We start from the raw sequence: 12,895 nt of genomic DNA on the forward strand, positions 1-12,895 counted from the left end.
CCCATGGCACCGGACCTGGTGCTCGGTGTCGACTCCGGCGGATCGGGCCTGCGCATCGCGGTCGCCCGCGCGCACGGGGACGGCTCCCCGGCCGACGGTGCCCCGGCGCGACGGCTCGGCGGGGTCGACTTCCAGGAGCCCGTCCGTACGGGGCCCTGCGGTATCGACGCCGGCGACCTGCTCGCCCGGCTGCTCCCGGCGGCCGCCTCGTTGGTACGCGCGGCGGGCGCCGACAGCCGCTGTGCGGCGGTGTGCGTGGGCGCGGCCGGCATGGTCACGCTAGGCGACGACCTGCGCGCGACGCTGCCGTCCGCTCTGGCCCGCGCGCTCGGCACGAACCGGCTGGCGCTCGCGTCCGACGCCGTCACCGCGTACGCGGGTGCCCTCGGCCGGCGCCCCGGAGCCGTGGTCGCCGCCGGTACGGGCATGATCGCGATGGGCACCGACCTCACCGCCACGACCGGCTGGCGCCGCGCCGACGGCTGGGGCCACCTGCTGGGCGACTGCGGCAGCGGCGCCTGGATCGGCCGGGCCGGCCTGGAGGCGGCGATGCGTGCGTACGACGGCCGGCCCGGCGGTTCGGGGCCGCTGCTGGCCCGTGCGGAGGCGGTGTTCGGGCCGGTCACCGGCCTGCCCGGCAAGCTCTACCCACGCTCCGACCGGCCCGCCGTACTGGCCTCCTTCGCCCCTGAGGTGGCGCGCTGCGCCGCCGAGGACAAGTTCGCCGCCGCGATTCTGGACGAGGCGGCCCACCACATCGCCGACGCCGCGGCCGCGGTCTGCCCGCCGGAGGCCCCGCGCAGCGAGCGGGAAGTCGCCTACACCGGCGGCCTGTTCAAGATGGGCGAGCCGCTGCTGGAACCGCTGCGGGCGGCACTCGCGGTACGACTCCCCGGCGTACGCCTGGTCGCGGCGGCCGGCGACCCGCTGGACGGCGCGCTGCTCATCGCCTCGGCACTGGCCCGCGACGAGCTGCGGCTGCCCACCGACGCCCGCCACCTCCACGTCACGGACTGAGCCACGCCGGGCCGGAGACCCGCGATATTCACAGTCGCACACGCGAGCACGCCTCTCAGCCCTCCCCCCTGCCTCGACTCCCCGGCCGCACCCCTACCGCCTCACCCGCCCCTTCCACGCCTTTGTCCTCTTTGATTCCTTTACCCCCTTCGCCATCCTCTCTCCGCCTCGCCTCCTCAACCCTCTCCGACCCCTAAGCGGAATCCGCAGCGCCGCCCTCCGCGGGATCGTCCGCGCGAGAAGACAGCGCAGATCACACGGCGTGTCGTGTGACTTTCACACGGAGACGCGCGGGACGAATCGGTACACAAACCACCTGACTGTGCCCTCCCTCGGCACCGGGTGCCGAAGAGGCGTTAGCATGCGGCGCCATGAGTTCCCCCACTGGGCCCGCACCCGGCCTGCCTGTACGAATGCCGCGTCCGCGCCAGTCCGGACGCCACCGCCGACCGGAGCCGGTCGCCGCGCCCGAGGGCGCGCCCGCGCTCGTCCTGGCCGTTCCCGGCGCCCCCACCGCCGCGTCGCGCAGCCTGGCGGAGGAGGTGTCCAGCATCGCCCGCTCCGAGCTGCCCGGCCTCGACGCGCGCATCGGGTACGTCGACGGCGGCGATGAGGAGTTCCCGTCGCTGGAGGCCGTGCTCTCGCACGCTGCCGCCGAGCGCAGGGCCCGCATCGAGGCCGGTGCGTCGGACCTCAAGGACGCCCCGGCCGCCGTCGTCGTGCCGCTGCTCGCGGGGCCCGACAACGCCCTGCTCCGCCGTATACGCCAGGCGATCATGAGCAGTGGCTCCGCCGCCGAGCTCACCGACGTACTCGGCCCGCACCCGCTGCTCGCCGAGGCGCTGCACGTGCGGCTGTCCGAGGCCGGCCTGGCGCGCGCCGACCGGGCCCGCCTCTTCACGGTTGCAACGGCCGCGGACGGCATCATCCTCGCCACCGTCGGCGGCGAGGAGGCCGTGCAGGCCGCCGGCATCACCGGCATGCTGCTCTCCGCGCGCCTCGCGGTGCCGGTGCTGGCCGCCGCGCTGGACGAGGACGGCGCGATCTCGCGTACGGCCGAGCAGCTGCGGAACTCCGGTTCGCAGCAGCTGGCGCTGGCGCCGTACCTCATCGGCCCGGAGATCGCCGACGGCCTGCTGGGGGCGGCCGCGGCCGAGGCGGGCTGCGCCTCCGCCGAGGCGCTGGGTGCGTACATGGCGGTGGGCCGCCTGGTCCTCTCCAACTACGCCGCCTCGCTGGGCATCACGCTCCAGTCGGCGCAGGGAGCGCCGACCCGCTGACCCGTCGCCGGCCGCCCCACGCGGCCGGCGCCCCGCTCCAGTGGCTGAACCCTCCGACGGGCCGTCCCGCACCACGCGGTGGCGGCCCGTCGCCGTACCCGGCCGAACCCTGCCCGGGGCTCGGCGGGGCCCTGCCGACCCCAGCACCGGCCCTGCTCTCGGCACCCGTTCAGGTCCAGCGGCAGTCACAGGCATCAGCCGCTCGTGCGTCCCACCAGCACTCTGACCCGTACTTCCTCCGCGTACGGCCCCTCCGGCAGGGCCGCGCGCAGTCCGGCGGCGAAGTGCGAGCGCTCCTCGGGGCCGGGGAGCCGGTCCGCCGGTACGGCGGAGCAGACGCCGCCGAGCAGCTCCTCGAAGGACAGCTCGGCGCGGTACCGGTGGTCGATCTCGCGGACCCCGTCGTAGCCCGCCCCGTGCAGCGCCCTGGCGTAGTCGGACCGTTCGTCGTCGGCCGTGCCGCAGGTGGCCTCCAGGGCCGTGCCGAAGTAGCGCTCCAGCTGTCCCCGGAGCGCGTCCGACCAGTGGGTCTCCTGCTGCCACAGCGGTACGCCGTTGGCGATCACGGCGACGCCGCCGCCGGGCCGCAGCAGCGGGCGCAGCTCGCGGAAGAGCCGGCCGTGGTCCATCCAGTGCAGCGCCTGGCCGATGACGGTCATGGCCAGGGAACCCCGGCCGAGCAGTGTGCCGAGCGCCGCGACGTCGGTGTCCGCGCCGAGCACCCAGGTGGCGTTCTGCACGCCCGCCTCGTCGGCGGCGCGGCGGGCCAGCCGCAGCATGTCCGGTTCGGGGTCCATGCCGAGGACCGCGCCGACCCGCGGGGCGAGCGGTACGGCCAGCGCTCCGGTGCCGCACCCCAGGTCGAGTGCGGTGTCGCCGGCGGTCAGGCCGAACGTCTCTTGCAGGGTGTCCAGGAGCTCCGGGCGGTAACCGCGCCGGAAGCGGGCGTAGTACTCCGCGACCTCACCACTGAATCCGACGGTCATGCGGCCAGCCTGCCCGGAATCGGGCCGTCGCGCCCGGCATTCGGACGATCTCACCGACGAACGTCCGCTATCGGCTGAACACACCCAGCGGGCTGAACCCGAGCGGCACATGTCGGCCGGTACGGCGCGTTTCCGTACGCCGGGAACGCGCCGCACGGGCCGAAACGACACTGGTCAAGACCGGCCAGGCGGTCAGCGCGCGAAGACCACGCACGAGGCCGACGGGACCGGGAGCGATCCGCCGAGCTCGGGGATGCCGGTGTCCGCGTCGACAGCGAACCAGGTGACGTCCCCGGAGCGCTCGTTGGCGGCGTAGAGGTACCGGCCTTCCGGGTGCAGCGCCAGGTCACGGGGCCAGTCGCCGCCGCACGGCACGGTCGTCACCCGTCGCGGCGCCGCCCCGTCCTCCTCCAGCGCCAGTACGGCGATGCTGTCGTCCCCGCGGTTGGCTGCCCAGCCGAACCGTCCGTCCGCCGAGACCACGAACTCCGACGGCAGCGTCGGCGTCACACCGCCCTCGGGCAGTACGGGCGTCTCCCCCAGCGGTGTCAGGAGCCCCTGCACCGCGTCCCAGCGGCAGGTGGTCACCGCGGGGTCCAGCTCGTTGATGACGTACGCGAGGTGGCCGCGCGGGTGGAAGCGGAGGTGGCGGGGGCCGCTGCCGGCGCGCATGGCGATCTCGCGCCGCATCACCAGTTCCCCGCTCCCCGGGTCGATGTCGCACACGCGGACCGAGTCGGTGCCGAGGTCGACGCTGAGCACCCAGCGCCCGGAGGGATCGGCCACCACGGCGTGCGCGTGCGGGCCGGTCTGCCGGTCGGGGTCCGGGCCGCTGCCGTGGTGCTGGAGGACGCCGCCGGGGCCCGGCTCGGTGGGCGCGCCGTCCGCCCGCAGGGGCAGCGCACTGACGCTGCCGGAGCGGTAGTTGGCGGTGAGCAGGTGCCCGGCGTGCGGGGTGAGATGGGTGGGGGCCGAGCCGTGGACGGATGCCGGCGGCGCGAGCAGTTCGGGCCGCTCCCCCGCGAGCGAAAAGGCCGCGGCCGCGCCGTCGGGGGTCTCGCTCACCGCGTACAGCAGCCGGCTGTCGGCCGCCACGGCGAGGTAGGAGGGGCTGGTCACCGCGTCCGTGCGGGCCAGCTCCTTGAGCGCGCCGCTCTCCGGGTCGAACTCGGCGGTGACGACGCCGGCGCCGCCGGCCGTCGACCCGATGTACGCCCGCCACCCGGAAACGTTTCGGCCGGCACCGTTCACGCTCGTACCCCGCTTCTCGTTCGTCCGCCCCGTATTGGTCGGTCACCGACGCTAACAGCCGGGCGACACCCCCGCCGGAGATCACCTGCACGGAGCCGCCCGGCCCCGAAGACCCGCCCCGAAGAAGCTTTTCCCAGCCGCAGAAGCGATTCCCAGTCGCCTACCGGGGCTCAGGCCCCGGTCAGGCTCAAGCGCCGATCAGCGACCGGCGGGCAGGCGCTCGCAGCGGGTCCGCGAGTTCGGCGAGGGCGTGTTCCAGGCCGTGCAGGTGGGCGAGGGCCGGTTCCGTGGCGTGGAGCTGCGGCGCGGCGGCCACCGCGTGCCGCTCCGCGCGGGCGGCCGGGCCCGGTGCGGTGAGCGCTTCCACCGCGGCCTCCACGCGCAGGCAGGCGGCGGTGAGGCGGTCGTCGTGGGAGGCCTCCGGGTCGGCGGCGACGGCGGCCAGCCCGCGGACCTCGCGGGCGCAGTCGTCGAGCAGGGCGAGTACCCGGCGGGCCCGTCCCTTGCGGGCCCGCACCGGGCTCAGCGGGTGGACCAGCGGGGCGAGGGAGGCCCGTACCTTGCCGAGCAGCAATTCCAGTTCCACGACGCGGGCGGCGGGGTCGGCGGTGCCGGAGCCGGCGAGGCGCGCGGCGGCCTCGGCCGTGCAGGCGTGCACGCAGCGCAGAGCGCGCTGGATCCAGGCGTCCGTCGTGGCGTGCGTGGTGACGGGCAGGACGAGCAGCACAGCCAGTACGGCGCCGAGGGCCCCGACCCCCGTCTCCGCGACCCGCAGGACGAGCAGGCCCGTGTCCAGCACCCCGAGGAGCCCGTACAGCAGCCCGGCCATCACCGTGACCGCGAGCATCATCCAGGTGTACGACACGGCCGCCGTGTAGAAGATGCCGAAGACGCAGACCGCGACGAGCGCGGCGGTGGCCACCGGCGCGCCGTGCAGCGGCACCGCGACGCCCAGCCCGATGCCGATCCCGATCACCGTGCCGAGCACCCGCCGGAAGCTGCGGACCAGTGCCTCGCCGCTCGACGCCGTGTTCACGAAGACCCACCACGTCGCGCCGACGGCCCAGTACCAGCGCTCCTGCGACAGCACCTGCCCCGCGGCGAGCGCGAAGGCACCGCCGGCCATGGCCTGGAGCGCCTGCCGCGTGGTCGGCCGGGCGAGCCCGGTGCCGGCGGTCAGGGGCGCGACCGCGGCGGGCGCCGGCAGCCGGCGCTCGTAGCACCACACCCCGAAGCGCACGGTCGCGGCGGCCAGCAGGGACAGCAGCATCGCGCCGTACAGCTCGGGCAACTGTCCGGGGACCGTGTGCAGGAACTGCGTCGCGAAGAACATCATGAACGCGAACACACCGAGGGAGTGCCCGCGCGGCCCCCACCGGCGGGCGTACACTCCGGCGCCGACCACGGCGAGGAAGGCCGCGTCCCGCGCCACCGGATGGTCGTGCAGGACGGCGGCGAGGGCGAGTACGGGGAAGCCGACCAACGGCAGCAGCGCGGTCGTGACCGCCTGCCCGCGGACCGTCGGGTCCAGGACCGTGAAGAGCGCCAGCAGGGCCGCGAGGCCCCCGGTGATCGCCGCGGCCAGTGAGTGACCGGTCAGCCCGCACAGGGCCACCGCCGACCCGATGCCGAGCACCGCCCGCAACGCGCTGCGCAACCGCAGCCGCCCCGGGTCCGGAGCCACGAACACCCTCTTGAGCACAGATCCCCGCCCCTTCCGCGTTCCGCTGACGCGTCCGCGCGCGTCACGTCGTGCCGCGTCGGTGTCACGTCGTGTCACGCCATGAAAAAGGCGCCGCGGAATCCGCAGCGCCATCGACATGACCATCAGAACACCCGAGAGCCCAGTGGCTCAACAGACCTCGGATCTGCTGTGCCATTGGCCCATCGGCGCGCGCCCCGGCGGGGGCGGGGGCGTGCCAATGGACCACCGCGGTCAGCAGCAGGTGCGGCCGGTCAGGGGATCCTCGTCGCGGCGGTCGGTGCGGTACCGCTCGAAGGCCGCGCGGGAGAGGACGGGGGCCGAGGGGTCCTGTGCGCGGGCATGGGCGACGTACCGGCCGTACGCGTGCTCGCCGGTGAACTCGCGCACGTACCAGCGGACCCGGCGCAGCGCGCGCCGCAGCGGCACGCTCACGCGGCGAGCTTGGACTCGACGTACGCCGCCTCCCGCAGTTCCGGCTTTCCTCCGCCCCGGACGGTGCGCACGCAGACGCGTGCGCAGGCGGCGACCACCACGAGGGTGAGGAGGGCGAAGGCGATGGTGAGCACGCCCGTCACGGTCGAGTTGTGGACGATCGTCGCCATGTCGGCGGCGGACTTGGCGGGCGCGCGGACCGCACCGGCCTCCAGCGCCTGCTGGTACTGCGCCCGCTGCGCGAAAAAGCTCACCTTCGGGTCGGAGGAGAACACCTTCTGCCAGCTCGCCGTCATGGTCACGGCGAGGTCCCACACCAGCGGAACGCCGGTGACCCAGGCCCACTTGAGACGCCCCGACTTGATGAGCAGCGTCGTGCCGACGGCCAGGGCGACGGCGGCGAGCAGCTGGTTGGCGATGCCGAAGAGCGGGAAGAGCTGGTTGATCCCGCCGAGCGGGTCGGTGACGCCCACCCACAGGAAGTAGCCCCAGGCGAGCACGACCGCCGCCGAGGTGAGCCAGCTGCCCGGCCGCCAGCTCTGGTCGCGGAACCGCGGCAGGACGTTGCCGAGGGTGTCCTGGAGCATGAAGCGGCCGACGCGGGTCGCCGCGTCCACGGCGGTGAGGATGAACAGCGCCTCGAACATGATCGCGAAGTGGTACCAGAACGCCATCATCCCGTCGCTGCCGAACGCCTTGGCCAGGATGAGGGCCATGCCCATCGCGAGGGTGGGCGCACCGCCCGTGCGCGAGACGAGGGACTCCTCGCCGACCGAGCGCGCCGCGGCAGCCAGGTCGTCCGGACCGATCGAGAAGCCGAGCGAGGAGACGGCGGCGGACGCGGAGTGGAGCGTGTCGCCGAGCAGTCCGGCGGGCGCGTTCATCGCGTAGTACAGGCCCGGGTCGATCACGCACGCCGCGATCAGCGCCATCAGCGCGACGAAGGACTCCATCAGCATCGCGCCGTACCCGATGGGCGCGACGTGCGACTCCTTCTCGATCATCTTCGGCGTGGTGCCGGAGGAGATCAGGGCGTGGAAGCCGGAGAGCGCGCCGCAGGCGATGGTGATGAACGCGAACGGGAAGAGCCCGCCGGCGAAGACCGGGCCGTCACCGGCCCGCGCGAACGCGGTGACCGGTGCCACGGCGAGGTCCGGCAGCGAGATCAGCACCCCGGCCGCCAGCAGCACGATGACGCCGACCTTCATGAAGGTGGAGAGGTAGTCGCGGGGCGCGAGCAGCATCCACACGGGCAACACGGACGCGACGAAGCCGTACGCCATCAGGCACAGCGCCAGCGTCTGCGGGGACAGGACCAGCGCGTCGCCGATCGGGGACTCGGCGACCCAGCGGCCGCCCGCGATGGCCGCGAGCAGCAGGGCGAGTCCGATGAGGCTGACCTCGGTCACCCGGCCGGGGCGCAGGTACCGCAGGTACACCCCCATGAGCAGGGCGATGGGGATGGTCATGCCGATGGAGAAGGTGCCCCAGGCGGAGTGGGCGAGGGAGTTCACCACGATGAGGGCGAGCACACCCAGGATGATGATCATGATCGCGAAGACGGCGAGCAGCGCCGCGGCCCCGCCGACCGCGCCGATCTCCTCGCGCGCCATCTGGCCCAGGCTCTTGCCGTCCCGCCGCATGGAGAAGAACAGCGTCACCATGTCCTGGACGGCACCGGCGAAGATCACGCCGATGATGATCCAGACGGTGCCCGGCAGATAGCCCATCTGGGCCGCCAGCACGGGGCCTACGAGCGGACCGGCGCCGGCGATGGCGGCGAAGTGGTGACCGAACAGCACGCGCCGGTCGGTGGGGTGGAAGTCCACCCCGTCGTCGAGCCGCTCGGCCGGCGTGGCCCGCCGGTCGTCGACCCGCAGCACCTTGCGTGCGATGAAGCGGGCGTAGAAGCGCTGGGCGATCAGGTACGAGCCGACGCCCGCTGCGATCACCCAGACCGCCGAGATCCGCTCACCGCGGGAGAGCGCCAGCACGGACCAGCCGGCCGCGCCGAGCGCCGCGATCAGCGTCCAGACGGCGATCCGGACGTAACGGGAACTCCACACTGGGGTTGCGCCTTTCCTGGGGTACGGGGACGGACGGGCGGCCGCGCCGGGGCCCGGGGCGCGACCGCCCCGTGATGGGCGTTTTCGCCGGTCAGCCGCCCAACTCCGCTTCGAACTCCGCTGTTTCGAGAATCTGCTTGACCGTGGTCAGGTAGCGGGCGGCGTCCGCGCCGTCCACCAGACGGTGGTCGTAGGAGAGCGACAGGTACGTCATGTGGCGGACCGCGATGGTCTCGCCCAGCTCCGGGTGGTCCACGACCACCGGGCGCTTGACGGTGGCGCCGATGCCCAGGATGGCGACCTGGTTCGGCGGCACGATGACCGTGTCGAACAGCGCACCGCGCGAGCCGGTGTTGCTGATGGTGAAGCTGGCGCCGGACAGGTCGTCCGGGCTGATCCTGCTCTCGCGGACCTTGGCGGCCAGCTCGGCGGTCTTCTTGGCGATGCCCGCGATGTTCAGGTCGCCGGCGCCCTTGATGACCGGGGTCATCAGGCCCTTCTCGTTGTCCACCGCGATTCCGACGTTCTCGGAGTCGAAGTAGGAGATGGTGCCCTCGTCCTCGTTGATCCGGGCGTTGATGACCGGGTGGGCCTTCAGCGCCTGGACGGCGGCCTTGACGAAGAACGGCATCGGGGACAGCTTGACGCCCTCACGGGCGGCGAAGCCGGCCTTGGCCTTCTCGCACATCCGCATGATCTTGGTGACGTCCACCTCGACCACGGAGGTCAGCTGCGCCTGGCCGTGCAGGGCCTTCATCATGTTGTCGCCGATGACCTTGCGCATCCGCGGCATCTTGACGGTCCGGCCACGCAGCGTGTGCCCGTCCCCCTCCGGGGCGGGGGCCGACGGCGTGGTGGCAGGCGCGCCCTTCGCGGGCGCCTCGGCCGCGGCCAGCACGTCCTGCTTGCGGATCCGGCCGCCCACGCCGGTGCCCTGAACCGAGGCCAGGTTCACACCGTTCTCCCGGGCCAGCTTGCGGACCAGGGGGGTGGCGTAGGCGCCGTCGGACTCACCGACAGGGACGGGCGGTGCGAGCGGCGCGGCCGGGGCGGAGGCCGGCGCCGGAGCGGGGGCCGGGACCGGCTCGGAAGCGGGGGCCGACTCGGAGGCGGGCGCCGCGGCGGCGGGCTCGGGCGCGGCGGGCTCAGGCGCGGCGGCCGGGGTGGCACCCTTCTCGCCGATCACCGCGAGCCTGCCACCGACCTCTGCCGTCTCGTCCTCCCCCACCACGATCTCCAGCAGGGTGCCGGAGGCCGGGGCCGGGATCTCGGTGTCGACCTTGTCCGTGGACACCTCCAGCAGCGGTTCCTCGGCCTCGACCGGCTCGCCGACCTCCTTCAGCCAGCGGGTGACGATGCCCTCGGTGACCGACTCGCCCAGCGCGGGCAGCACGACATCCGTGCTCACGGTCAGCCCTCCAGCCCGTAGCGCGTGGTGGCCCGGCGTACGACCTCCGGCTTGACGTCACCGCGGCGGGCCAGCGTGGCCAGCACCTTCACGGCGATGGACTGGGCGTCCACCCCGAAGTACCGGCGGACGTTCTCCCGGCTGTCGGAGAGGCCGAAGCCGTCCGTACCGATGGAGACCCACTCCTGCTCGACCCAGGGGGCGATCTGGTCGGGCACGGCCCGCATCCAGTCGCTGACCGCGACCACGGGGCCGGGCGCGCCGTCCAGCGCGCGGGTCACGTACGGAATCCGGTCGTCGCCGCGCAGTCGTGCGGCATCGCATTCCAGGGCGTCCCGGCGCAGCTCCGTCCAGGACGGCGCCGACCACACGTCGGCGGCCACGCCCCAGTCCTCGGCGAGCAGTTCCTGGGCTTCGAGCACCCAGTGGATGGCCGTACCGGAGGCGAGCAGCTGGAGCTTCGGCGCGTCTGAGGGGACCCCCGCCGCCTCCTTGTACCGGTAGAGACCGCGCAGGATGCCCTGCTCGTCCAGGTCCTCGGGCATGGGCGGCTGGACCTTGGTCTCGTTGTAGACCGTGAGGTAGTAGAAGACGTTCTCGCCGCCGGGGTGCTCGGCCGTCCCGCCGTACATGCGGCGCAGGCCGTCCTTGACGATCACCGCGACCTCGTAGGCGAAGGCGGGGTCGTAGGAGACGGCGGCCGGGTTGGTGGAGGCGATGAGGTGGGAGTGGCCGTCGGCGTGCTGGAGGCCCTCACCGGTCATCGTCGTACGGCCGGCGGTCGCGCCGATGACGAAACCGCGCCCGAGCTGGTCGCCCAGGGCCCAGAACTGGTCGGCGGTCCGCTGCCATCCGAACATCGAGTAGAAGATGTAGAACGGGATCATCGGCTCGCCGTGCGTCGCGTACGAGGTCGCGGCGGCGGTCAGCGAGGCGAGCGAACCGGCTTCGGTGATGCCCTCGTTGAGGATCTGACCGTTCTTGGCCTCCTTGTAGTACAGGAGCTGATCACGGTCGACCGGGTCGTACGTCTGGCCGAGCGGCGAGTAGATCCCGGCGGACGGGAAGAGGGACTCCATGCCGAAAGTGCGGGCCTCGTCGGGGACGACGGGCACCCAGCGCTTGCCGGTCTCCTTGTCCCGCATCAGCTCCTTCACCAGGCGGACGAACGCCATCGTCGTGGCGATCTCCTGGGTCCCCGAGCCCTTCTTCAGCGCGTCGAACGGCTTGTCGGCGGGCATCGGGAGCGGTTTCGCGGTGACCTTGCGGGCCGGGGCCGGGCCGCCCAGCGCGGCGCGCCGTTCCTTCAGGTACGCGACCTCGGGTGAGTCCGCGCCCGGGTGCACGTACGGCACCAGCTCGTCGTTCAGCCTGCTGTCGGGGATGGGGAGTTCGAGCAGGTCGCGCATGGCGCGGAACTCCTTGCCCGACAGCTTCTTCATCTGGTGGTTGGCGTTGCGCGATTCGAAGCCGGGGCCGAGCGTCCAGCCCTTGACGGTCTGCGCCAGGATGACGGTCGGCGCGCCCTTGTGTTCGAGTGCGGCCTGGTACGCGGCGTAGACCTTGCGGGGCTCGTGGCCGGCGCGCGAGGTGCCGACGATCTCCTCCAGCCGGGCATCGGTGAGCTGCTGTCCCAGGCGGGCCAGCTCCGGCCGGTCGCCGAGGAAGTGCTCGCGGATGTACGCGCCGTCACGGGCCGCGAAGGTCTGGAACTGTCCGTCGGGGATGCTGCCGAGGTGGCGTACGAGGGCGCCGTCCACGTCCTGTCCGAGCAGGTCGTCCCAGGCCTGGCCCCACAGCGATTTGACGACGTTCCAGCCGGCGGCGCGGAACTGCCGCTCCAGCTCCTGCACGATCTTGAAGTTGCCGCGGACGGGGCCGTCCAGACGCTGCAGGTTGCAGTTGATGACGAAGGTCAGGTTGTCCAGGCCCTCGCGTGCCGCCAGGGCGAGCGCGGCGGTGGACTCCGGCTCGTCCATCTCGCCGTCACCGAGGAAGGCCCAGACGTGGGAGTGCGAGGTGTCCTTGATCCCGCGGTGCTCCAGGTAGCGGTTGAAGCGCGCCTGGTAGATCGCCGAGAGCGGGCCCAGGCCCATCGAGACGGTGGGGAACTCCCACAGCCAGGGCAGCCGCCGCGGGTGCGGGTAGGAGGGCAGGCCCTCGCCGCCGGCCTCCTGACGGAAGCGGTCCAACTGCTCCTCGGTCAGGCGGCCTTCGAGGAAGGCCCGGGCGTAGACACCGGGTGACGCGTGCCCCTGGACGTACAGCTGGTCACCGCTGCCGTCCGCCTCCTTGCCGCGGAAGAAGTGCTGGTAGCCGACCTCGTAGAGCCAGGCCGCCGAGGCGAAGGTGGCCATGTGGCCGCCGAGGCCGCCGCGCTGGTTGCCGCGGGTCACCATCGCCGCCGCGTTCCAGCGGTTCCAGGCGGTGATCCGCGCCTCCATCGCCTCGTCGCCCGGGAACTCCGGCTCGGCGGCGGTCGGAATGGTGTTGATGTACGGCGTCTCCAGGAGCGGGGGGAGGCCGACCCCGGTGCGTTCGGCGTGCTCCGCGACGCGGCGCAGCAGGTAGGCGGCCCGGTGCGGCCCACCGGCGCGGGCGGCGCCGTCCAGCGATTCGCGCCATTCGGCGACCTCGGACGGGTCGCTGTCGGGCAGTTGGTCGAGCTGGGACACGGTGATCCCCTTTCACGTTCCTGGGTGAGGAACCGGAGGTGCCGCGCGCTTCTGCGGCACCTCCGGTGGTCGGGC

General features: G+C 73.2%; 8 protein-coding genes and 1 pseudogene. 2 read left to right on the plus strand and 7 right to left on the minus strand.

Going from position 1 to position 12,895, the window contains the following annotated elements; genetic code table 11:
* The first annotated feature begins 3 nt into the window (after positions 1 to 3).
* Entirely contained in the window at positions 4 to 1,017 is a 1,014-nt protein-coding gene (locus tag ACIGQF_RS01500) for an N-acetylglucosamine kinase (protein WP_399703965.1), read from the plus strand.
* Positions 1,018 to 1,388: 371 nt separating this feature from the next.
* A complete protein-coding gene (locus ACIGQF_RS01505; RefSeq protein WP_399703968.1) occupies positions 1,389 to 2,297 on the plus strand; it encodes a sirohydrochlorin chelatase in 909 nt (302 codons plus the stop codon).
* 194 nt (positions 2,298 to 2,491) lie between these two features.
* Here the strand turns inward: ACIGQF_RS01505 and ACIGQF_RS01510 are convergent, their stop codons facing one another.
* From ACIGQF_RS01510 to aceE, 7 genes and pseudogenes are all read right to left on the minus strand, one after another.
* Positions 2,492 to 3,283: a class I SAM-dependent methyltransferase gene (locus tag ACIGQF_RS01510; RefSeq protein WP_399703970.1), complete on the minus strand. Its 792-nt coding sequence runs from the start codon at positions 3,281 to 3,283 to the stop codon at positions 2,492 to 2,494.
* A 192-nt stretch (positions 3,284 to 3,475) separates the two neighbouring features.
* Entirely contained in the window at positions 3,476 to 4,534 is a 1,059-nt protein-coding gene (locus tag ACIGQF_RS01515) for a lactonase family protein (RefSeq protein ID WP_399703973.1), read from the minus strand.
* Positions 4,535 to 4,721: 187 nt separating this feature from the next.
* Positions 4,722 to 6,236 carry an FUSC family protein gene (locus tag ACIGQF_RS01520; RefSeq protein WP_399703976.1) on the minus strand — a complete coding sequence of 505 codons (1,515 nt, stop codon included), beginning with the start codon at positions 6,234 to 6,236 and terminating at the stop codon, positions 4,722 to 4,724.
* Positions 6,237 to 6,470: 234 nt separating this feature from the next.
* Positions 6,471 to 6,671 (minus strand): YbdD/YjiX family protein, encoded by a 201-nt coding sequence (locus ACIGQF_RS01525; RefSeq protein ID WP_399703979.1) that lies wholly within the window; start codon positions 6,669 to 6,671, stop codon positions 6,471 to 6,473.
* Positions 6,668 to 8,737: a carbon starvation CstA family protein gene (locus ACIGQF_RS01530; protein ID WP_399703982.1), complete on the minus strand. Its 2,070-nt coding sequence runs from the start codon at positions 8,735 to 8,737 to the stop codon at positions 6,668 to 6,670. Before ACIGQF_RS01530 ends, ACIGQF_RS01525 begins: the two co-directional genes overlap by 4 nt.
* A 91-nt stretch (positions 8,738 to 8,828) precedes the next feature.
* Positions 8,829 to 10,199: pseudogene (gene sucB / locus ACIGQF_RS01535) on the minus strand (2-oxoglutarate dehydrogenase, E2 component, dihydrolipoamide succinyltransferase); the annotation flags it as partial.
* Positions 10,148 to 12,820 (minus strand): pyruvate dehydrogenase (acetyl-transferring), homodimeric type, encoded by a 2,673-nt coding sequence (gene aceE / locus ACIGQF_RS01540; protein WP_399703986.1) that lies wholly within the window; start codon positions 12,818 to 12,820, stop codon positions 10,148 to 10,150. The pseudogene sucB and the gene aceE, both read right to left, overlap by 52 nt.
* Between the last annotated feature and the right edge of the window lie 75 nt (positions 12,821 to 12,895).

It is taken from the genome of Streptomyces sp. NPDC053560 (assembly GCF_044544605.1).
Taxonomy (GTDB): Bacteria; Actinomycetota; Actinomycetes; order Streptomycetales; family Streptomycetaceae; genus Streptomyces.

What these genes read in the sequence shown, in the direction of transcription:
- ACIGQF_RS01500 (WP_399703965.1), top strand. Translation starts at nt 4, where the DNA reads ATGGCACCGGACCTGGTGCTCGGTGTCGACTCCGGCGGATCGGGCCTG.
- ACIGQF_RS01505 (WP_399703968.1), top strand. Translation starts at nt 1,389, where the DNA reads ATGAGTTCCCCCACTGGGCCCGCACCCGGCCTGCCTGTACGAATGCCG.
- ACIGQF_RS01510 (WP_399703970.1), bottom strand. Translation starts at nt 3,283, where the DNA reads ATGACCGTCGGATTCAGTGGTGAGGTCGCGGAGTACTACGCCCGCTTC.